At 60.6% G+C, this 21,460-nt stretch carries 18 protein-coding genes and 2 pseudogenes; 9 read left to right on the top strand and 11 right to left on the bottom strand.

Features of this window, described 5'->3' with window-relative positions:
* Positions 1–10: 10 nt before the first annotated feature.
* From INS93_RS23950 to INS93_RS24000, 11 genes and pseudogenes are all read right to left on the bottom strand, one after another.
* On the bottom strand, positions 11–3,160 hold the full coding sequence (locus tag INS93_RS23950; RefSeq protein WP_112211757.1) for an efflux RND transporter permease subunit: 3,150 nt from the start codon (positions 3,158–3,160) through the stop codon (positions 11–13).
* Positions 3,157–4,617: an efflux RND transporter periplasmic adaptor subunit gene (locus tag INS93_RS23955; protein WP_003460118.1), complete on the bottom strand. Its 1,461-nt coding sequence runs from the start codon at positions 4,615–4,617 to the stop codon at positions 3,157–3,159. Before INS93_RS23955 ends, INS93_RS23950 begins: the two co-directional genes overlap by 4 nt.
* Complete coding sequence (locus INS93_RS23960; RefSeq protein WP_192985787.1) at positions 4,614–5,876, bottom strand: TolC family protein; 1,263 nt, start codon at positions 5,874–5,876, stop codon at positions 4,614–4,616. Before INS93_RS23960 ends, INS93_RS23955 begins: the two co-directional genes overlap by 4 nt.
* 825 nt (positions 5,877–6,701) lie before the next feature.
* Positions 6,702–8,237, bottom strand: a pseudogene (locus INS93_RS23965) (IS3 family transposase).
* A 289-nt stretch (positions 8,238–8,526) separates the two neighbouring features.
* On the bottom strand, positions 8,527–9,285 hold the full coding sequence (locus INS93_RS23970; RefSeq protein ID WP_112211755.1) for a helix-turn-helix transcriptional regulator: 759 nt from the start codon (positions 9,283–9,285) through the stop codon (positions 8,527–8,529).
* A gap of 98 nt (positions 9,286–9,383) precedes the next feature.
* The gene (locus INS93_RS23975) at positions 9,384–11,147 is read right to left on the bottom strand and encodes a protein-disulfide reductase DsbD (RefSeq protein WP_177434073.1); all 1,764 of its coding nucleotides are present in this window, start codon (positions 11,145–11,147) and stop codon (positions 9,384–9,386) included.
* Positions 11,148–11,307: 160 nt separating this feature from the next.
* Positions 11,308–11,754: a DUF411 domain-containing protein gene (locus INS93_RS23980; RefSeq protein ID WP_064495859.1), complete on the bottom strand. Its 447-nt coding sequence runs from the start codon at positions 11,752–11,754 to the stop codon at positions 11,308–11,310.
* A 224-nt stretch (positions 11,755–11,978) separates the two neighbouring features.
* Entirely contained in the window at positions 11,979–12,485 is a 507-nt protein-coding gene (gene lspA, locus INS93_RS23985) for a signal peptidase II (RefSeq protein WP_112211753.1), read from the bottom strand.
* Positions 12,482–12,826, bottom strand: a complete 345-nt coding sequence (locus INS93_RS23990; protein ID WP_112211752.1) for a DUF3703 domain-containing protein — start codon at positions 12,824–12,826, stop codon at positions 12,482–12,484. Before INS93_RS23990 ends, lspA begins: the two co-directional genes overlap by 4 nt.
* A gap of 7 nt (positions 12,827–12,833) precedes the next feature.
* A complete protein-coding gene (locus INS93_RS23995; RefSeq protein ID WP_373422875.1) occupies positions 12,834–15,245 on the bottom strand; it encodes a heavy metal translocating P-type ATPase in 2,412 nt (803 codons plus the stop codon).
* A gap of 134 nt (positions 15,246–15,379) precedes the next feature.
* The gene (locus tag INS93_RS24000) at positions 15,380–15,814 is read right to left on the bottom strand and encodes a mercury resistance transcriptional regulator MerR (protein ID WP_000414383.1); all 435 of its coding nucleotides are present in this window, start codon (positions 15,812–15,814) and stop codon (positions 15,380–15,382) included.
* 71 nt (positions 15,815–15,885) lie between these two features.
* Here INS93_RS24000 and INS93_RS24005 point away from each other — a divergent pair, with 71 nt between their 5' ends.
* From INS93_RS24005 to INS93_RS24045, 9 genes and pseudogenes are all read left to right on the top strand, one after another.
* Positions 15,886–16,236 carry a mercuric transport protein MerT gene (locus tag INS93_RS24005; protein ID WP_001294666.1) on the top strand — a complete coding sequence of 117 codons (351 nt, stop codon included), beginning with the start codon at positions 15,886–15,888 and terminating at the stop codon, positions 16,234–16,236.
* 15 nt (positions 16,237–16,251) lie between these two features.
* Positions 16,252–16,527, top strand: coding sequence for a mercury resistance system periplasmic binding protein MerP (merP, locus tag INS93_RS24010; protein WP_000732290.1), 276 nt, complete (start codon positions 16,252–16,254; stop codon positions 16,525–16,527).
* A gap of 71 nt (positions 16,528–16,598) precedes the next feature.
* Entirely contained in the window at positions 16,599–18,284 is a 1,686-nt protein-coding gene (gene merA / locus INS93_RS24015; protein ID WP_003090700.1) for a mercury(II) reductase, read from the top strand.
* Positions 18,285–18,301: 17 nt separating this feature from the next.
* Positions 18,302–18,667, top strand: a complete 366-nt coding sequence (gene merD, locus INS93_RS24020; protein ID WP_003090698.1) for a mercury resistance co-regulator MerD — start codon at positions 18,302–18,304, stop codon at positions 18,665–18,667.
* Positions 18,664–18,900: a broad-spectrum mercury transporter MerE gene (gene merE / locus INS93_RS24025; protein WP_003090697.1), complete on the top strand. Its 237-nt coding sequence runs from the start codon at positions 18,664–18,666 to the stop codon at positions 18,898–18,900. Before merD ends, merE begins: the two co-directional genes overlap by 4 nt.
* A complete protein-coding gene (locus INS93_RS24030) occupies positions 18,897–19,886 on the top strand; it encodes a DUF3330 domain-containing protein (RefSeq protein ID WP_112211751.1) in 990 nt (329 codons plus the stop codon). The genes merE and INS93_RS24030 overlap by 4 nt, the downstream gene beginning before the upstream one ends.
* Positions 19,887–20,094, top strand: a pseudogene (locus tag INS93_RS24035) (OprD family outer membrane porin); the annotation flags it as partial.
* Positions 20,095–20,435: 341 nt separating this feature from the next.
* Positions 20,436–20,768, top strand: a complete 333-nt coding sequence (locus INS93_RS24040) for a DUF2790 domain-containing protein (protein ID WP_192985788.1) — start codon at positions 20,436–20,438, stop codon at positions 20,766–20,768.
* 157 nt (positions 20,769–20,925) lie between these two features.
* The coding region (locus INS93_RS24045; protein ID WP_192985789.1) for an OprD family outer membrane porin at positions 20,926–21,460 on the top strand (535 nt) is incomplete at its 3' end.

Here is a 21,460-nt window from a genome sequence, read left to right on the forward strand (position 1 = left end):
ACACTCAGAGCTATAGCTCCTGTGGTTGGTGACTCTTTCGCGCGCCCTGTCGACGCATCAACCAATAGGCAGCAGGCAACACCAGCATGGACAGCAGCGGGGCTGTGATCATGCCGCCAACCATGGGCGCGGCGATGCGCTTCATGACCTCTGAACCCGCTCCACCGCCCCACAGAATAGGCAGCAGACCGGCTATGATCACGGCAACCGTCATCACCTTGGGTCTGACGCGCAGGACAGCACCTTCGCGGATTGCCTCAAGCAGAGTCGGATCGTCGCTACGCCCAGCATCCACGCGCGCATGCCAGGCGTTCTTCAGATACAGCAGCATGATCACCCCGAATTCGGCAGAGACGCCGGCCAGGGCAATGAAGCCCACGCCGGTGGCGATCGACAGGTTGAAGCCGAACCAGTAGAGCAGCCAGATACCGCCCGATAGGGCGAAGGGCAGGGTGGCCATGATCAGCAGGGCCTCGCTGAAGCGGCTGAAGGTCAGGTAGAGCAGCACGAAGATAATCAACAAAGTCGCCGGCACCACCCAGGCCAGCCGCGCATTGGCACGCTCCAGGAACTCGAACTGACCGGAGTAGGAGACGGTCATGCCAGCATCGAGTTGTACCTGCTCAGCTACGCGTTGCTGCAACTCGCGCACGGTCGATGCCAGGTCGCGCCCACGGACATCGACATAGACCCAACCGGACAGACGCCCGTTCTCGCTGCGCAGCATTGGCGGCCCTTCGGTCAGACTAACCTGGGCGACGGTGCCCAAGGTGATCTGCTGGCCGGCTTGCGTGAGGATCGGCATACGCCGTAGTGCCTGCGGACTGTCTCGCCACTCCTTGGGATAGCGCAGGTTGATCGGGAAGCGGGCCAGTCCTTCAACCGTCTCACCAATATTGCTGCCGCCGATGGCGCCCGATACCACCGCCTGCACATCGGCGATGCTCAGGCCATAGCGCGCCGCGGCCAGTCGATCGATCTGGATGTCCACGTAACGGCCGCCAGTAAGGCGTTCTGCCAAGGCCGAACTCACCCCAGGCACCTCTTTGGCCACGGCCTCGATATCGCGCGTTATGCGCTCGATGTCGACCAAGGAGGTTCCGGACACTTTCACCCCAATGGGGCTCTTGATCCCCGTCGCCAGCATGTCGATGCGGTTGCGGATGGGCGGCACCCAGATATTGGACAGCCCCGGAACTTTTACCGCGCGATCCAGTTCCTCGATCAGCTTTTCGGGTGTCATCCCCGCGCGCCATTGATCGCGTGGTTTGAACTGCACCGTGGTCTCGAACATTTCCAGCGGTGCTGGATCGGTGGCGGTCTCTGCTCGCCCGGCCTTGCCGAATACCCGTGCCACTTCGGGCACCGTGAGGATCATCCGGTTGGTTTGCTGCAGCAGCTGGGTTGCCTTGCTCGCCGGCAAGCCGGGCAGGGCCGAAGGCATGTACAACAGATCGCCTTCGTCCATGGGCGGCAGGAACTCTCCTCCGAGTCTGCTGAGGGGCCACAGACTGGACACAAAGACCAGCACGGCCAGCGCCAAGGTCACCTTGGGCCAGGCCAGCACCCACTCCAGCACCGGCCGGTATGCGCCGATCAGCCAGCGGTTCAAGGGGTTTTGCTGTTCGCTGGGGATATGCCCACGAATCCAGTAGCCCATCAGCACCGGTACCAGGGTGACCGAGAGGCCGGCGGCGGCGGCCATGGCATAGGTCTTGGTGAAGGCCAGAGGGCCGAACAGGCGCCCTTCCTGGGCCTCCAGGGTAAATACCGGGAGGAACGATAGGGTGATGATCAGCAGGCTGAAGAAGAGTGCCGGTCCGACTTCGGCTGCGGCTTCGCCGATCACTCGCCAGTGCGCCTCGCCTTGGAGCGGCTCATTGGGGTGCCGAGCCTTCCAGGCCTCGATGTGCTTGTGCGCGTTCTCGATCATCACCACGGCGGCATCGACCATGGCGCCGATGGCGATGGCGATCCCGCCGAGCGACATGATGTTGGCATTGACGCCCTGGTAGCGCATGACGATGAAGGCCATCAGGATGCCCAGGGGCAGGGTGATGATCGCCACCAGCGACGAACGCAGGTGCCAGAGAAAGATCAGGCAAACCAAGGCAACCACCACGAACTCTTCCAGCAGCTTGTAGCTGAGGTTGTCGATGGCACGGTCGATCAGTTGCGAACGGTCATAGGTAGTGACCACTTCGACGCCGGTGGGCAGGCTGGCTTTCAGGCTGTCCAGCTTGGTCTTCACGGCAGCGATGGTGTCCCGGGCATTCTTGCCGGAGCGCAGGATGACCACGCCACCGACCACTTCACCCTGGCCGTCCAATTCGGCGATACCGCGACGCATCTCTGGCCCCAGTTGAATGGTGGCCACCTGGCCTAGCAGCACCGGAATTCCGCTTGCCGAAGCCCGCAGCGGCACATTGCGAAAATCATCCAGGCTCTCCAAATAGCCCGAGGCCCGCACCATGTACTCGCGCTCCGCCAGCTCCAGGATGGCGCCGCCGGTTTCCTGATTGGCGCTCTTCAGCGCCGCTTCGACCTCCTGCTGAGTTACCCCATAAGCCACCAGCTTCTGGGGATCGAGCAGCACTTGGTATTGCTTGACCATGCCGCCGAGGGTGGCCACTTCGGCTACGTTGGGCAGGCTCTTGAGTTCGTACTTAAGGAACCAGTCCTGCAGTGCCCGCAGCTGGGCAAGATCATGCTGGCCGCTGCGGTCGACCAAGGCGTACTGGTAGATCCAGCCCACGCCGGTGGCATCCGGCCCAAGGGTGGTGGTAACACCCTCGGGCAGGCGTTCCTGCGCCTGGTTGAGGTACTCCAGCACCCGCGAGCGTGCCCAGTAGAGGTCGGTATCGTCCTCGAACAGCACATAAACGAAGGAGTCGCCGAAGAACGAGTAGCCGCGCACTGTCTTCGCCCCCGGCACCGAGAGCATGGTGGTGGCCAGCGGGTAGGTCACCTGGTTCTCGACAATCTGCGGTGCCTGCCCGGGGAAGCTTGTGCGGATGATGACCTGGGTGTCGGACAGATCCGGCAGTGCATCCAACGGCGTGTTGCGCAGCGACCAGATGCCCAGGGCGGTGATGAACAGGGTCGCCAGCAGCACCAGAAAGCGATTGCCGATAGACCAGTGGATCAGGCGTGCGATCATGGCTGGTCTCCTTCCTTGCTGAGCTGCTCGATCATCAGGCCGGAGTTTTTCTGGCGGGCGCCGATACGTACGTGATCTCCTGGCTTAAGTCCCACAGCTACTTCTGAGCTGACCAATGGAAAAGCCATGGTCATACCTGGCATATTCAGGCTCTCGAAGGGCCCGTGCTCCAGGGTGACTGACTCCGCGTCCAGAGCACGAATCACACCATGGGCCTCATGTAGTTCCTTCTTATTGTCCTGCTCGGCATGGCTGGCCATGACACCCTGTAGGCTGGCCTCCGAATCGATGAGGAACTGGCCGGAGGTAACGACCGCCTGACCCTCCTCAAGACCGGACAACACCTCCAGACGCCCATCAGCCTCGCGGCCCAAGGTTATTTCCAGGGGGCGGTAGCGCCCATCGCCTTCTACCAGCATCACCAACGCACGCTTCCCGGTGCGAATCACGGCTTCACTCGGCACAAGAAGCGTGGATTGTTCGACGGCACTGTTCAGGCGTACGGCGGCGAACATGCCGGGGCGCAACTTACCGGCAGGGTTGGGTAGCTCGCTGCGTACCGTGAGCGTGCGTGTTTGCGGATCGGCACTCGGCAGCAAGGCTATGACGCGGCCCAGCAGCGGTCGATCAGGAAAGGCCGTCAGGTTGGCGCGGATCTCGTCCCCGACCTGGATACTTCCGGCCATGGCCTCGGGTATCGCCGCATCGAGCCAGACACTGGATAGCCCGTTAATCAACGCCAGATCCTGCCCGGCTTCGACGGTCATCCCGGCGCGTACCTGCAAGGCTTGGAGCTCGCCGCTGATAGGTGTGGTGAGGGTTTGCACCGCCCGTGGTTTGCCGCTGCGGCGGACCTGCTCGATCAACGTTTGAGGCATGCCAAGCAGGCGCAGGCGCTCTTGGGCCGCACTTATCAAGCGAGTGTCAGCGGTACGCAGTACCGCCAGGAACTCCAACTGCGCGGCGGACCATTCGGGAATCAGCAGGTCGACCAGGGGGGCTCCGGCAGGCAGCACATCGCCCGGGGCGCGACCGTAAACCCGCTCGACGAATCCGCCGGCGCGGGCCTGGAGGTTCGCCACTTCTCGCTGGTTATAGGCCAGGGAACCCACCGCCTCGATATCCGAGGGCAGTACACCTCGGATCACCATCGAGGTTCGCATTCCGAGGTTCTGCACGGCTTGAGCGGGGATGCTCAGGACAGACGGATCCTGCTCGGATCCTGCGTATTTAGGGACAAGTTCCATATCCATGAAAGGTGACTTGCCCGGTTTATCGAAGCGCTGCTCAGGCTGCATAGGGTCGTACCAATAGAGCACCTTGCGCTCGTCCGTCGGTGCGGAGCTAGGCAGTAGCTCGTGTTTGGCTTGCCGCTGGGCCAGCCAGTAGCCACCGCCCGCCGCACCAATGCCCACGGTCAGCACGGCGACCGCAAAACCAAATGTCGATATCTTCATTTCAGGCCCTCCACATAGGCGTAGTACAGGCTTGCGGAGAGCTGGCTCAACTTGCGCTGCTGTTCAATCTGCCGCAGCTGCGCCTCAATCAGGTCGCGCTGGGCAGTAATAACGGATGTGAGCTGGCTGTTACCGGCTTGGTAGGCGGCCAGTTCGAGATCGGCACGTTTGCTTGCAAGCGGGATCAAGGTTTTTTCGGTGCGTGACAAGGTCCTGCGCAGTTGCTCAAGCCCGGCAATACCGCCTTCCAGCTCAGCCTGATGGGCGCGCAGTAATGCTTCCTGCTCGGCTTCCATCTGCGACACGCTTTGTTGTCTGGCGTTGATCTTGGGCCCCTGACGTGTGCCTACGAACAACGGCAGGTCGAACGTGAATTGCACCATCACCATATCGCCGAACTGGTTGTCGCGATTGTTGTAGGCAAACTCAACACCCCAGTCGGGGGTCTTCTCGGCGATGGCCTCGTTCAGCTCGGCGCTAGCCTCGCCGACTCGGGCGGAGGCAGCGCGCAACTCAGGGTGTGAGGCAATGCGTTGCTGCAGGTGCGGTGCCACCAGGTTCAGATTGGGAACACCTCCTTGCAAAGGCTGGTCAGCCTCGTTGCCTATCCAGCGGCGCAGCTTGGCACGAGCTACTGCCACATCGCGATTCAGTTCATCTCGCCGATCTTGTAACGCCAAAGCTTCCTGGTCGGCCTGCAACAGCTCGCCAGGCTGAGCACTACCGCCGGCAATTAGCGATTGCACGGTCGAGCGGAGCATCTCGATCTGACGGTCCAGTTGATCGAAGAGGCCAACACTGCGTTCGGCGTAGTACACGTCCAGCCAGCTCACTGCCGTCTGGCGCTTGATTTCCAACTGCATGGCACGCTGCTCGGCCTCGGCCCGCGTCATGGAGGCTTCGGCCAGTTGGCGACGGGCCAGACGCTTGTCGCCGTTTGGTACCTCCTGCATGAGTCCAATGCGGCGCATGGTCATGGAGTCACGATTAAGTGTGTAACGGTCAGGGCCTTCGATCGGCAGGTTGTCGATGCCTAGAATCAGCTTGGGATCGGGCAAGGCGTCTGCGGGCCCTACAGCCTGCTGTGCCGATGCCACCTGCGCCTGGCGCGCGAGGTTCTCAGGGGCACTCTGTTCGGCCAGAGTTTGGGCTCGTTCGAAGGTTAGGGGCTGTGCCTGCGCGGCAAGCCAGGGAGCTGCCCAGAATGCGGCAGCCAACACGCCGAGATAGCCACGGCGTGGAAAAAGGAAAGCGGACATGCTTTCGCCTCCAATGCGATTGATCGAGGTCGCAGCTACGAAACGTGGTCGCGACGATGCGCCTGACTGTAAGGCGCGGGATGATCACGGCATTAGACGAAACGAGGAGGGCGCCAGAGTCCTGCGGGCTCTCGCTTAATCACCGACTGGGTCAGCAATATTTCGGGGCGTGAGGGGAGAGGGGATATGCTCTTGATCACGGTGGTCTGGAGAAGTCCTCCGGTCTTGCATTCCTGGCCGGATTTGCAGGGGGACTTATTGGCCACCCCATCAGACGTGTCCATTTGCTCGCAGCACGGAGCATCGACCATTGCATGGCCCTGATGATCGGCGCTCTGCATCGGGCAAGGTTGTGCCGGCATGCTGAAAGCCACACCGCCGAAGGTCGGCAGCACGAGGCTAGCAATCATTAGCAGGATCAATCCAATCCGACGCACAGCAATTCACCAGGCGGGGCAATAGGCCGACGATAGCAGATTGCCCCGAGGCATGAACGCTCCTTTTGGCAATAGTGTTGATTTGGATCAAATAGAGTGTCATGCAGGGTATCAATCGGGCTCAACTGGTAGCTCCGTTTAACCGGATTTCTCAAGCTCGTAGGGTTCGCACCACCCGCTAGGCGCGCTAGCACAAGACCGGCCTCGCTAGCCGTTCAGTCGAGCCCCAAGTAGGAATTGGGGGCCTGGTCAAACATACTGTTGCTTAGGCGAGATGCAGGGGCTGCCTGCTTCGAGCAGGCCCAATCAGGCACCAAAAGCGAATTCTATAATCGCTCTATAATCGACTATAAACGGCGATTTTCAAGGTAGTTGTCGCGTGAGCGTGTCACGCTGCCTTTGATGTTTGCTGCAGTACCGCTTCCCGCTCCGGGTTCAGGCACACGATTGGTGCCAGCACCCAGTTCCTGATGTTGCCGCTCCAGCGCTCCGGGTGCCGTGCACGCGCCGCCTCGTACAGCTCGATACGCTTGCGCAGCAACTCTTCCGCCTGGCCAGTATGTCGCTGCGCCGGAGTCACGAACTTCAGGGCGCTGTGGCGATGTTCATGGTTGTACCAGGCCACGAAGCTGTTCACCCAGTTCCTGGCCTGCTCCAGCGTGTCGAAGGGCCGCTCCGGCCACAGCGGGCAGTACTTCGCCGTGCGGAACAAGGCCTCGGCATAGGCGTTGTCATTGCTCACCCGCGGGCGGCTGAACGAGGGCATTACACCCAGGTTCTGCATGGCCGCCAGCATGGTCGAGCCCTTCATCGCGCTGCCGTTGTCCGAGTGCAGTACCAGCGGCTGGCCTGCCCGCTGTTCACGTAGGCAGGCCTGGCGTAGCAGCTGGGCGGCCTGCTCGGCGCTTTCACTTTCATGCACCTCGTTGGCCACCAGCTTCCGGCTATAGACGTCCTTGATCATGTACCAGTAGAAGTAACGGCCCTTGACCGTGGTCGGCAGCCAGGTGATGTCCCAGCACCACAGCTGGTTCGGGCCGTCGGCCACATGGGTCGTCAGCGCTCGTTTCACCACGGCCGCGCGGATGCTGCTGTTCGGCGTCCTTCAGCAACCGGTAAAAGGTCGACTCCGAGGCCAGCCAGGTGCCCTGATCGGCCAGCCGCGCCACGATCTGCTGCGGCGGCAGGCTGGCAAACTCGGGCTGGTTGGCGACCTCCAGCACGCGGCGGCGCTCTTGCGGGGTCAGCTTGTTGGCCGGCTCAGCTCGTTGTGCCGAAGGACGCCGATCCTCCGGGCAGTGCTGCCAGCGCTGCAGGCTGCGCAGCGACAGGCCCAGTTCGGCGCAGGCCTGCGCCCGCCGCGCTCCCGCCGCCACGGCGTCCTCGATCAACTGCAGCGTTTCACGGCGATCCGGGGCGCTGATCATTCGTCCTCGTCCTTCCCCCAGAGCGCCTCGGCTTTTTTTCGCAACACCAGCAGAGCCGCGGTTTCTGCCAGCGCCGCATCCTTGCGCCGCAGTTCACGCTCCAGCTGCTTGATGCGCTTCTTCGCGGCCTTTTCCTCTTCGCGTTCGCGCCGGGTCTTGCTCGGCTGAGCCAGGCTGTTGGCCTGCTCGCAGGCTTCGCGCCAGGCGTTGATCTGCTCGACATACAGGCCTTTGCGCCGGCAGTACTCCGCCAGCTCAGCCGCATTGAGGCTGGCGCTTTCCAGCACCACCCGAAACTTGTCCTGGCTCGACCACTGGTCGGCCTGCTGTCCATCTGCCGGCACCACTGCTCCCGCTGCTCTGGCCTGTTTGCGCCAAGCATACAGGGTGGCATCAGTAATGCCTGTCGCTTCCACCAGCTCCGGCACCGTCCGGTTCAAGGGCGGCATCATCTGCCGCACCACCCACTCCCGATGCTCTATCGAATAACGCGCCACACGGCTCTCACTTACGCCCACCGACCAAGACTCATCGAATCAACTCACACGACAACTATCCTGACGCGGCGGGTCTGAGCACATGCATGAATTTCTCCAGTTGGGCAAGATGCTGCAATTCACTGAATGATCTAGCTCCAAAATTGTATCGAGGACATGCGCACGGGTGCTATTGGGATGCAGACGGCAACTTGATCAACCCGGCGCGGCACCTCTGGTTACTGCAGAAAGCGTGAACCATGGTAATGGCCGCAAGCCGGCGCGGCTGAGATTGCGAACCCAGTCGTCTTCAAACGCGAGCCGCTACGGCTTCCTGCAGGTACACCTCGGCGAGCGCCGACGAGGGATCGATTCCCAGTAGGGAGTGGAAGGTCCTGGAAAAATGGGCCGAGTCGGAGAAGCCTGACTCGTGCGCGGCGTCCGTCATAGAACGTCCGCAGGCCAAGTATTGAACAGCCTGGGTCAGGCGTAGCCACTTCACGTAGCTGCGCAGCGGCAAACCAGTTTGCTCCACGAACCAATGCGAGAACCGAGTTGGGGACAGGTGGACCAGTGCTGCCAGCTCCTCGCGGCGTACCTTGCCCTCGTGAATCGCGGTGCTGACTATCGTCACGCGCGGATCTGGGGCTGGTAGGACGTCGAGCACCTGTAGAGCCTTTCGCACCGCAGACCGAGGGTCTCCCGCGCCTTCGTTCAGGGAGTCAGCGATTCTTTTGGCGTCAGATGGGGCGATCTCAATTGGCATCGGCGTCATGCTCTGTGGCAAAACCTGGGCCTCATCTGCCAGCACATCCAAGTAAATCGAAACGATAAGGGCTCCGCTGATTCGATGGCGGACTCCCGCGGGAATGAACACCGAGAACCCGGTGTACTGACGTTGCGGGCATTCCACGGTCACAGGAACATCGAGGCCGATGGCTATTTGATGAGCCTGGTGGTGATGCCAATCCTGATGGCCGGCACGGCCAGCAAAGACAGCCAGACCAGGCGCTAACCAAGCACGACCGGACCACTTGAGCGGACCTACAGCAAGATCGCTTTTTACCACGGATGCCTCACTTCCAAGGCAGGCCTTACATTTCTGTCAGCCGGCTGTGGGTCGAGAGAAAAGCAGTGATTCTTCCAGGAGTGACCGAATTGCATAATTTAGATTCGGCTGCTGGCTTGGCGTAGACGTTTGACGAAGCTTTCGGCATCGGTTTCACCTACCGTGCGTAGATCTTGCCATTCCTCGCCACTCGGGGCGAACAATTGCAGCGCTGGTGGGCCGAACAGTTGGTAGCGGTCGAGCAGGGCGCGTTGTTCGGCATCGCTACGTGTCATGTCTAAGCGCACCAGTCGGTAACCGCTCAGTTGCTCGCGCACGGCGGGTGCTTGCAGTACTTCTCGCTCAATCACCTTGCAACTGATGCACCAGTCGGCGTACCAGTCCAATAGCACTGGTTGGCCGGCATCCTTCGCTGACAGCAGTGCCGCATCCAAGGCAGCCGGTGTGTCCAGGGTCTGCCAGCCGGCGTTAGCGCCGGTCGATGGTAAGACCTGGGCGTCCAAACGACCCAGTGGACGTAGTGGATCGGATTGCCCCTGCAAGGCACCGAGCCAGGCGCTGACACCGTAAACCAACAGGGCCACGCCAAGCAGTTGGGCGAGCCTTTGCTTGCCGGATTTGGGAATGAACTCCAGAGCGCCGAGCCACAGTGCCGTGCCAACCGCCAAAAGGCCCCATAAGGCCAGAGTCACTGGAGCGGGTAACACACGTTCCAGCAGCCAAACAGAGACAGCCAGCAGCATCACGCCGAAAGCCTTGCGCACACCGAGCATCCAGGTCCCGGACTTGGGTAGCAATGCTCCGCCACCGGTGGCGAACAATACCAACGGCGCGCCCATGCCCAAGCCCAGGAAAAACAGCTTCAGACCGCCGCCCAAGGCGTCGCCGGTGGCGCTGATGTAGAGCAGTGCGCCGACAAGCGGTGCTGTCACGCAGGGCGAAACAAGCAGGCTGGACAGCACGCCGAGCGTGGCTGCGCCCAAAAGGGAACCGCCGCGAACACGGCTGGCCAGATGATCCAATCGTTCGGCGATAAAGCGCGGCATGCGCATCTCGAATGCGCCGAACATCGCCAGGGCAAACACCATGAAGAATATTGCGAAGGGCACCAGCACCCACGGTGATTGCAGGCGCGCCTGCAGGTTGAGGCCCGCACCGAACACACCCATCAGTGCACCAAGCAGGGCGAAGCAGGCAGCCATGGGGACTACATAGGCGAGCGACAGGCTTAGGCCACGTAGTCCGCCGAATTGCCCGCGCAACACTACGCCAGACAGAATCGGCAGCATCGGCAACACGCAGGGAGTGAAGGTCAGGCCCAAGCCGGCCAGGAAAAACAGCGCCAAACTGCCCCAGTCAACAGTGCCGACTTGTTGCTGGGCTGCAGTTGCGGGTGTATTACCGATCTGGATATTGCGGATCTCCGGTGGATAGCACAGCCCCAGATCGGCGCAGCCCTGATAGCTCACCTGCAAAGTGAAGGGGATATCACGAGGGTTATCAATCGGCAACAGCAAATCGGTGATGCCATAGAACACCTCGACGTCGCCGAAAAACTCGTCGGTCTTGGGCTCGGCCGCTGGCCATTTAGGGGTGCCGATTGAAACGTCAGGATGGTCGCTGGTGAAGGCGAAACGATGTTTGTAGAGGTAATAGCCATCGGCGTTTACGAAGCGCAGACGGAGGTTGTCCTTGTCGGCTTCTACCAAGTCAAGGCGAAAGGCCTGATCTACCGGAAGAAAATCCTGGCTGTTATTCAGCGAGGTGCCGAACAGGGCCGACTGAGCACGCGACAGATCGAATATCCCAGCGTCGGCCGGCAAGGTGAGCAGAAGAAGCAGACACAACAGGAGGCGGGACATAGGCATCGCGGACCAATAGCTTGTGAACAGTGAATGAAAGGATTTTGGCCCGTATGCAGGAGCTTGTCCTTCAGAATGCGGGCCGGCGCTGGGTCGTGTATCCCACGTGCTCTACGTCGTCATTTCCAGCCTGCCCAAGCCGTTATCAGCGGCGCGGAACTCAATCCAATGGGTAATCGGCAATGGTCTCTTCCTGGCCGGAGCGAGCTAACCCAATCACCTTGTAGGGATGTTTGACGTTGCCATACTCCATGCCTGGTGAGCCGGCCGGCATTCCAGATACGGCGATGCCCAACAGGTCGGGGCGCTTGCGCAGTTCCAGAATCTGCGCCACGGGCACGTGACCTTCAACGAACTTGCCATCAATCACGCCTGTATGACAGGAAGCCAAGCGTGGCAGCACCCCCTGATCTTGCTTGACCGCGCTCATATTGCGTTCGACGTGGTCGCGGACCTCGAATCCGTTGTCCTTCAGATAGGTGATCCAGTCCTTGCAGCACCCGCAGTTGGCGTCGCGGTGCACATCAATGGTCAGGTGCTCGGCGGCTTGGACAGTCCCACTCATCAACAGGACTACGAGGGCTGCGGTAATCGGCTTTCTTGGCATAAAGAACCTCTTTTTTGAATCGCGTATTCAGTTACAGCAGCAACCTCCGCTGCTACCCAACCAGCCTTTTTCTCGCGGCTCGACGCCACCGCCGATGGCTATTTGATGAGCCTGATGGTGATGCCAATCCTGATGGCCGGTACGACCAGCAAAGACAGCCAGTCCAGGTGCTAGCCATGCACGACCGGACCACTTGAGCGGGCCTACGGCAAGGTTGCTTTTCATCATGGGCGCTCCGCTTCCACGGCGGGCCTTACCGTACTGCTGACCATCAACAGCAGCGCACCGCCGACGATGGCGATATCAGCCAAGTTGAACGCTGGCCAGTGCCACCCTTGATAGTGGAAGTCCAGGTAGTCCACGACAAAACCCCGGACAGATCGGTCGATAAGATTGCCTACCGCTCCACCCAGAATGTGGCTGTAACCCAAGGCTTCACGCCAAGGACGCCCTCGACGAAGAATCAGGATGAGCGTCGATGCAACGGCCAGGGCAATGACAACGAAGAAATAACGTTGCCAGCCGCCAGCGTCCGCCAGGAAGCTAAACGCCGCACCGGTATTCCGGGCATGTACCACGTTAAAAAAGGGGCTTACGGCGAGTGACGAACCCAGCTCATACAGGTGCTCAATGGCAAACTTGAGGCCTTGGTCGACCAATGCCAGGGCGGCAGCAATTCCCCACCACAACCCAGGCGTTGGAGCGTGTGTGGTCTCTTGGTAGGTGTTCATTGACTGTCCCGTAGTAGCTGTTTCAGCTCATCTGATACCGGCATCGGTTGAAAGGCGCTGACTCTTGCTCGTCCGGTATTGCCCAGAGGCACCCATATCTTGGAGAACAGCAAAGCAGCCGGAATGCGCGCCGCCTGGCCAAGCATCTCTCGGTAGTCCCGCTCCTCCCAGCCGGCCAGGAACGTCAGCCAATGGCTGTAAGCATGGAGCAGAGGCATTCGCTGGGTAAGGATGTGGGCCCTTTCCAACCAGGGATAGGCCCGCTTAGGGGATTTTGCCCCCAGGGCCTGCCTGGCGCTCAGGAAGGATTCATCAATAGCCGCGCGGAATTCGTTGCTCATGTCGGCCTCACTTACGTAGCAAACGCAGGCCATTCAGGACGACCAACAGGCTCACCCCCATGTCGGCGAACACCGCCATCCACATCGTGGCATGGCCGGTTAGCGTGACGACCAAGAAGATGGCTTTAATGCCCAGCGCGAGCGCGATGTTTTGCGTAAGCACTGCGGCGGTATGGCGGGATAGACGAATGAAGGCCGGAATCTTGCGCAGATCGTCATCCATGATCGCAACATCCGCAGTCTCGATCGCGGTATCGGTACCGGCGGCTCCCATGGCGAAGCCCACGTTGGCACGCGCGAGCGCCGGAGCGTCGTTGATGCCGTCGCCGACCATCCCCACAGTGCCTTGGTGCTTAATCAGGGTTTCGATTGCGCTGAGCTTGTCAGTGGGTAGCAGGCTGCCCTTGGCCTCGTCGATGCCGACCTGGGCGGCGATCGCCTCTGCGGTATGCGGGTTATCGCCGGTCAACATCAAGGTCTTCACGCCCAATTCGTGGAGTTCCCCGATTGCGGCCTGGCTGGTGTCCTTAACCGTATCGGCGACTGCGAACAATGCCAGCGCCTGGGTTTCATCGGACAGAATGACCACCGTTTTACCTTGTCGCTCCAGATGATCGAGGGCGGTTTCGATTGTCGGCGAACAGAATCCGAGCTCTTCCAGCAGCCGATGGTTACCCAAGTGATAGCGATGCCCCTCAATCGTGCCGCGGACGCCGCGGCCGAGTAACGCTTCGAAATCCGCCACGTCCAACAACGGCATCGACTGCTCGGCCGCCTGTATGGCGATGGCCTGCGATACCGGATGGTCCGAGCGATGCGCAAGGCTGGCGGCGGCAGAGCGATAGTCCCTTGACACCCCGTTGGCCAGAGGCAAAAAGTCCGTTTGCACGGGCTTGCCATGGGTAATGGTCCCGGTTTTGTCCAAGGCCAAGTGGGTGATCTTGCGGCCGATTTCTAGGTACACGCCACCCTTGATCAGAATGCCTTTACGGGCAGCTGCGGCAAGGCCGCTGACTATAGTTACGGGGGTCGAGATCACCAGCGCGCAGGGGCAGGCCACCACCAGGAGTACCAGAGCCCGATAGATCCACTCGAACCACTCACCCCCCATCAGCAGCGGCGGCAGGATCGCTACGGCCACTGAGAAGGCAAACACGGCCGGTGTGTATATACGGGAGAACTGGTCAACGAAGCGCTGGGTCGGCGCGCGAGCCCCCTGGGCTTCTTCAACCGCGTGGATAATGCGCGCCAGGGTGGAATGGCTGGCTTCTGCCGTAACCCGATACTCCAGCTCTCCGGCCTGGTTGATGGTGCCAGCGAACACCGGATCGCCTACCGACTTCTCCACGGGCAGGCTCTCGCCCGTGATAGGAGCTTGGTTGATCGTCGAGTTGCCTTTCACCACCTCGCCGTCCAGACCGATGCGCTCGCCTGGGCGCGCTCGGACCAGGCTGCCAATGGCAACACCCGACACGTCGAGTTCTATCCAGCGACCATCGGCTTGCTGGACAGTCGCCGTCTCCGGAGCCAAGTCCATCAGGCCCCGAATAGCGTTGCGAGCACGATCAAGGGATTTGGCTTCGATTAGCTCGGCGATCGCGAACAGGAACATGACCATGGCCGCCTCGGGCCATTGTCCGATCAGAATTGCACCCGTAACGGCGATGCTCATTAGGGCGTTGATATTGAGATTTCGATTCTTGAGAGCGATCCAGCCCTTCTTGTAGATGGCTAGGCCGCAAAGCAGCACGGCGGCAACGGAGATGACCGCCACTACCCATTCGGGCACCAACTCAGCGAAGTGCAGAATCTCTGCCGAGACTGCCGCCACACCCGACAGCCCCAGCCGCCACCAATGGCCCTTTACCGGAGAGTAAGCTTCGGTTGAGGCCTTCGTTTCTGTCTCGGACTGGGGGGTGAAACCGAGCTCTCGGATTGCACTCAAGGCCGGGGCAAGCGCGTCCGGCGCGTGGCTGATCGTGAGGGTGCGCTGCAGCAAGTTGAATTGCAGGGCTGCGATACCCGGCATCCCCGACAGTTTGTCGGTGATCAGCCGTTCCTCGGTGGGGCAGTCCATCTGAGCAATCGCCACCCGTGTGCTTACGGTGGCTGTCAGAGGTTCTGCCCGCATGCCCACGGACGCGATGGCCTCGACCAAGGTTTGAGGCGACAACGATGCGTGCCGAACGCCGAGAGTACGGTTCAGTAGATTGAACTGCAGCTCCTGCACCTCAGGGATTTTCTCCAGCCTGCTGCGGATGAGAGCTTCTTCAGTGGGGCAGTCCATTTGCTCGATGCGGAACATGCTCAGCTGACCGACTTGCTCCAAGGGCGCTGAGCAAGCCGCGCCGCAACAAGTCGGTGCCGGCGTGCTGCTGCAGGAACCAGCCTTAGGGGTGTCGTCGCAACAATTAGCCATTGTGGGGTCTCCTCTGTTGTTACGCAGTGAACACCCTATAGCCGCTATAGGGTCAAGCCATTGTTTGGAGACGGCAATTAGGGGTCGTCTCAGAAAACGGAAAATAAAGCACGCTAAGGCGTAACTACCCTCGGCTACACCGCGTCGGCACCACGCGGCTCTTTCTCCCCTTGCAGCGAAGCAATCAGCGGGCAAGAAACGTTCCCTTGCCGCGCATGGCAGGCGAACACAAGTTCGGATAGCACGGTTTCCATGCGCGCCAGGTCGGTCATTTTTTCGCGCACGTCCTGAAGCTTGTGCTCGGCCAGGCTGCTGGCTTCCTCGCAGTGGGTGCCGTCATCCAGCCTCAGCAGCTCTGCGATCTCGTCGAGGCTGAATCCGAGCCGCTGGGCTGATTTCACGAAGCGCACCCGCGTCACATCCGCCTCGCCATAGCGGCGGATGCTGCCATAGGGCTTGTCCGGCTCCGGCAACAAGCCCTTGCGCTGATAGAACCGGATTGTTTCCACGTTGACCCCGGCCGCCTTGGCGAAAACGCCAATAGTCAGATTCTCCAAATTTTTTTCCATATCGCTTGACTCCGTACATTGGTACGGAAGTAAGCTTAAGCTATCCAATCCAGATTTGAAAGGACAAGCGTATGTCTGAACCTCAAAACGGGCGCGGGGCGCTCTTCACTGGCGGGCTAGCCGCCATCCTCGCCTCGGCTTGCTGCCTGGGGCCGCTGGTTCTGATCGCCCTGGGGTTCAGCGGCGCTTGGATCGGCAACTTGACGGTGTTGGAACCTTATCGCCCGATCTTCATCGGCGCGGCGTTGGTGGCGCTGTTTTTCGCCTGGCGGCGCATCTACCGACCGGCGCAAGCCTGCAAACCAGGGGATGTGTGTGCGATTCCCCAAGTGCGCGCTACTTACAAGCTCATTTTCTGGGTCGTGGCCGCGCTGGTTCTGGTCGCGCTCGGATTTCCCTACGTCATGCCATTTTTCTATTAATCACAGGAGTTCATCATGAAAAAACTGTTTGCCTCTCTCGCCATCGCTGCCGTTGTTGCCCCCGTGTGGGCCGCCACCCAGACCGTCACGCTGTCCGTACCGGGCATGACCTGCTCCGCTTGTCCGATCACCGTCAAGAAGGCGATTTCCAAGGTCGAAGGCGTCAGCAAAGTTAACGTGACCTTCGAGACACGCGAAGCGGTTGTCACCTTCGATGATGCCAAGACCAGCGTGCAGAAGCTGACCAAGGCCACCGAAGACGCAGGCTATCCGTCCAGCGTCAAGAAGTGAGGCACTGAAAACGGCAGCGCAGCACATCTGACGCCCTTGTCTGCTACCACAAACGAAAAAGGATCTGTCGCATGACCCATCTAAAAATCACCGGCATGACCTGCGACTCGTGCGCGGCGCACGTCAAGGAAGCGCTGGAAAAAGTACCCGGCGTCCAATCTGCCATAGTGTCCTATGCCAAGGGCGCGGCCCAGCTCGCCCTTGATCCAGGCACAGCGCCGGACGCACTGACCGCCGCCGTGGCTGGCCTGGGCTACAAAGCGATGCTCGCCGATGCCCCGCCGACCGACAACCGCACTGGGCTGTTCGACAAGGTGCGCGGCTGGATGGGTGCCGCCGACAAGGGCAGCGGCGGCGAGCGCCCGTTGCAAGTCGCCGTGATCGGCAGCGGTGGAGCCGCGATGGCGGCAGCACTGAAGGCCGTCGAGCAAGGCGCGCAGGTCACGCTGATTGAGCGCGGCACCATCGGCGGCACCTGCGTCAACGTCGGTTGTGTGCCGTCCAAGATCATGATCCGCGCCGCCCACATCGCCCATCTGCGCCGGGAAAGCCCATTCGACGGCGGCATGCCACCCACACCGCCGACGATCTTGCGCGAGCGGCTGCTGGCCCAGCAGCAGGCCCGTGTCGAAGAACTCCGTCATGCCAAGTACGAAGGCATCCTGGACGGCAATTCAGCCATCACCGTTCTGCACGGTGAAGCGCGTTTCAAGGACGACCAGAGCCTTATCGTTAGTTTGAACGAGGGTGGTGAGCGCGTCGTGATGTTCGACCGCTGCCTGGTCGCCACGGGTGCCAGTCCGGCCATGCCGCCGATTCCGGGCCTGAAAGAGTCACCCTACTGGACTTCGACCGAGGCCTTGGTCAGCGACACCATTCCCGAACGCCTGGCCGTCATCGGCTCGTCGGTGGTGGCGCTGGAACTGGCGCAAGCCTTCGCCCGGCTGGGTAGCCAGGTCACGATCCTTGCGCGCAGCACGCTGTTCTTCCGCGAAGACCCTGCCATCGGCGAGGCCGTCACAGCCGCCTTCCGTGCCGAAGGAATCAAGGTACTGGAACATACGCAAGCCAGCCAAGTCGCCCATGTGGACGGCGAATTCGTGCTGACCACTGGACAGGGCGAAGTGCGCGCCGACAAGCTGCTGGTCGCCACCGGCCGGACACCGAACACGCGCAGCCTGGCATTGGAAGCGGCGGGGGTAGCCGTCAATGCGCAGGGGGCCATCGTCATCGACAAGGGCATGCGCACCAGTAGCCCGAACATCTACGCGGCCGGCGACTGCACCGACCAGCCGCAGTTCGTCTATGTGGCGGCAGCGGCCGGCACTCGTGCGGCCATTAACATGACCGGCGGCGACGCCGCCATCAATCTGACCGCGATGCCGGCCGTGGTGTTCACCGACCCGCAAGTGGCGACCGTGGGCTACAGCGAGGCGGAAGCGCACCACGATGGCATCGAAACCGACAGCCGCACGCTGACGCTCGACAACGTGCCGCGTGCGCTCGCCAACTTCGATACCCGCGGCTTCATCAAGCTGGTCATCGAGGAAGGCAGCGGACGGCTGATTGGCGTACAGGTGGTGGCCCCGGAAGCGGGCGAACTGATCCAGACGGCTGTTCTCGCCATTCGCAACCGCATGACGGTGCAGGAACTAGCCGACCAGTTGTTCCCCTACCTAACGATGGTCGAGGGCTTGAAGCTCGCGGCGCAGACCTTCAGCAAGGACGTGAAGCAACTGTCCTGCTGCGCCGGATAAGGAAAAGGAGGTGTTCGATGAACGCCTACACAGTGTCCCGACTGGCCCTTGAGGCCGGGGTGAGCGTGCATATCGTGCGCGACTACCTGCTGCGCGGATTGCTGCGGCCAGTCGCCTGCACCACGGGCGGCTACGGCTTGTTCGATGACGCCGCCTTGCAGCGGCTGTGCTTTGTGCGGGCCGCTTTTGAGGCGGGCATCGGCCTGGACGCATTGGCGCGGTTGTGCCGGGCGCTGGATGCGGCGGACTGCGATGAAACAGCCGCACAGCTTGCCGTGCTGAGTCAGTTCGTCGAACGCCGACGCGAAGCGTTGGCCGATCTGGAAGTGCAGTTGGCCGCGATGCCGACCGCGCCGGCCCAGCAAGCGGAGAGTCTGCCATGAACAGCCCCGAGCGCTTGCCGACCGAGACACACAAGCCGTTCACCGGCTACCTGTGGGGTGCGCTGGCGGTGCTCACCTGTCCCTGTCATTTGCCGATTCTCGCCATTGTGCTGGCCGGCACGACGGCCGGCGCGTTCATCGGCGAGCACTGGGGTATTGCAGCCCTCACGCTGACCGGCTTGTTTGTCCTGTCTGTGACGCGGCTGCTGCGGGCCTTCAGAGGTCGATCATGAGCGCTTCCCAGCCAATTGAATGGACAGTGGCGCAACTGGCGCAGGCGGTCGAGCGCGGGCAGCTTGAGCTGCACTACCAGCCGATTGTCGATTTGCGCAGTGAGCAGATTGTCGGCGCGGAAGCCCTGTTGCGCTGGCGTCATCCGACGCTCGGACTGTTGCCGCCGGGCCAGTTCCTGCCCGTGATCGAATCGTCCGGCCTGATGCCGGAAATCGGCGCATGGGTGCTGGGCGCAGCCTGCCGTCAAATGCGCGACTGGCGGGTGCTGGCATGGCAACCGTTCCGGCTGGCCGTCAATGTTTCGGCGAGCCAAGTGGGGCCAGATTTCGACAAGTGGGTAAAGGGCGTGCTGGCCGATGCTGGGTTGCCCGCCGCGTATCTTGAAATTGAGCTGACCGAATCGGTTGCGTTCGGTGATCCGGCGATCTTCCCCGCCCTGGAAGCTTTGCGACAGATCGGTGTGCGCTTCGCCGCCGACGACTTCGGCACCGGCTATTCCTGCCTGCAACACCTGAAATGCTGCCCCATCAGCACGCTCAAGATCGACCAATCGTTTGTCGCCGGACTCGCCAACGACCACCGCGACCAGACCATCGTGCGCACCGTGATTCAGCTTGCGCATGGGCTTGGCATGGAAGTAGTGGCCGAAGGCGTGGAAACATCGGCGAGTCTTGATTTGTTGCGACAAGCGGACTGCGACACAGGACAAGGCTTCCTGTTCGCCAAGCCGATGCCGGCGGCGGCATTCGCCGTCTTCGTCAGTCAATGGAGGGGTGCCACCATGAATGCAAATGATCCGACTGCCACCAGTTGCTGCGTGTGCTGCAAGGAAATCCCGCTCGATGCCGCCTTCACCCCGGAAGGCGCGGAATACGTCGAGCACTTCTGCGGGCTGGAGTGCTATCAGCGCTTCCAGGCGCGCGCCAAGACCGGGAGCGAAACCGATGCCGATCTGAACGCCTGCGACTCATCACTGTCAGACTGAGGCATCCCTGGCTTGACGTTCATGACCCGTTACCTGACCGGCGACAATATTGATCTAGGCGCAGGCGGTGCCGATGGTAAGGAGTGGGAGCGCAATACTGACATCGCCTATGTCTTTCAGGACGGTGCGCTGAAAAACCTGGGCGTTAATCGGCAACGACGTTGATGAGAACCGCCTGATCGTGAGCTACACCCTTCCACTGCTGTAATTAGCAATAATCCGTGCGTTGCACTGTTTGTGCAGCGCACGCATTTAGCGAAATGCACAGACGGCGACTATGGGGAGCCGCMAAGAGTGCATTACTACCGCTAACGATCGCCTCACCAAAGCTGACTTTCCAATGACCCACTCACTGATACCTGGGTAGAAATTGTTATCTTCGGTAGCCGACGCCTGTAATTGCTCTGACGAGTGCCAAACATAACTGACGTATCAAAACCTTTACTCTCAAAGAGTTTAGATCCATTACAGGAATGTAATTCTCGCTTCACGTTTGTGACAGGGTCTTGCGTTTATATTTTAATCACCACCTTGAAGGAGTGATTAAACATGAAAAACCTCAAAGTCATTGCTGCACTTTCCGCTATGGTTGTTTCCTCTGCAGCTCTGGCAGAAGGCGGCGCTGATCGTGTCTATGGTCGGATGATTCAGGCCAATGAGCAGGCCATGCAAGAGTATGCTGCCGCTAACGGAAAGAATCCGCCTGAAGTTATTCATTACCGCTACGGCATGAAACTCGATATCGCCAGGGTCGTGGCCACTACCCCGACGGACTCTAGCTGCGGTGTGATGCCGGCCCAGATGACCTACGAGGACTCCAATGGCGATCTGAATATTCTTGAATACCGGGCAGCCGGGACAGGTTGCCKTAATCAAAACTAGATAAATGACATCGCGCTGACTGAAATGTAATTTCCAAGTCACCCTGACGTTATTTGGCATGTGGAAATATGACYAAGGCGTGCCTGGCTATGCCCGGCGCGCTTGGCACATATATGCGACCACACAATGACAACTGCCAATAACATCAGGAGCATTTATGAATAACAGAACCCTGTTAGGACTTTCTCTGCTCACTCTGAGCGTCAGTACCGGGCAAGCTGCAATGGCCGCCGGCGAGAAAGGCGAGGGATTTATCGAAGGCAGCAGCCTGACCATTCTCAATCGAAACCTCTACTTCAACCGCGATTTCCGTAAAGGCCAGTCCAGCAGCTCGGGTAATGGCTATTCGGAAGAGTGGGCGCATGGCGTGATAGGCCGATTCGAGTCTGGTTTCACGGAGGGCACCATAGGTTTTGGTGTCGATGCCTTTGCCATGCTGGGGCTCAAGCTTGACACCGGCGACGGCCGTTCTGGTGCCGGGGGCTCAGTCGACGTGATGCCTTACAACAGCCTCGGGCAGGCTGAGGACAACTACTCCAAACTGGGGGGCGCGGTGAAAGCTCGGTTCATGGATACCGAGATCAAGGCAGGCGACGTCTTTCCCGTCAGCCCGGTCGTCCAATACGGTGATGCACGGCTTTTACCGGAGAGTTTCCGAGGTGTCACCGTGGTCAACAGCAGCGTGGAAGGAC

The organism is Pseudomonas sp. EggHat1 (assembly GCF_014892995.1).
Lineage (GTDB): Bacteria > Pseudomonadota > Gammaproteobacteria > Pseudomonadales > Pseudomonadaceae > Aquipseudomonas > Aquipseudomonas chaetocerotis.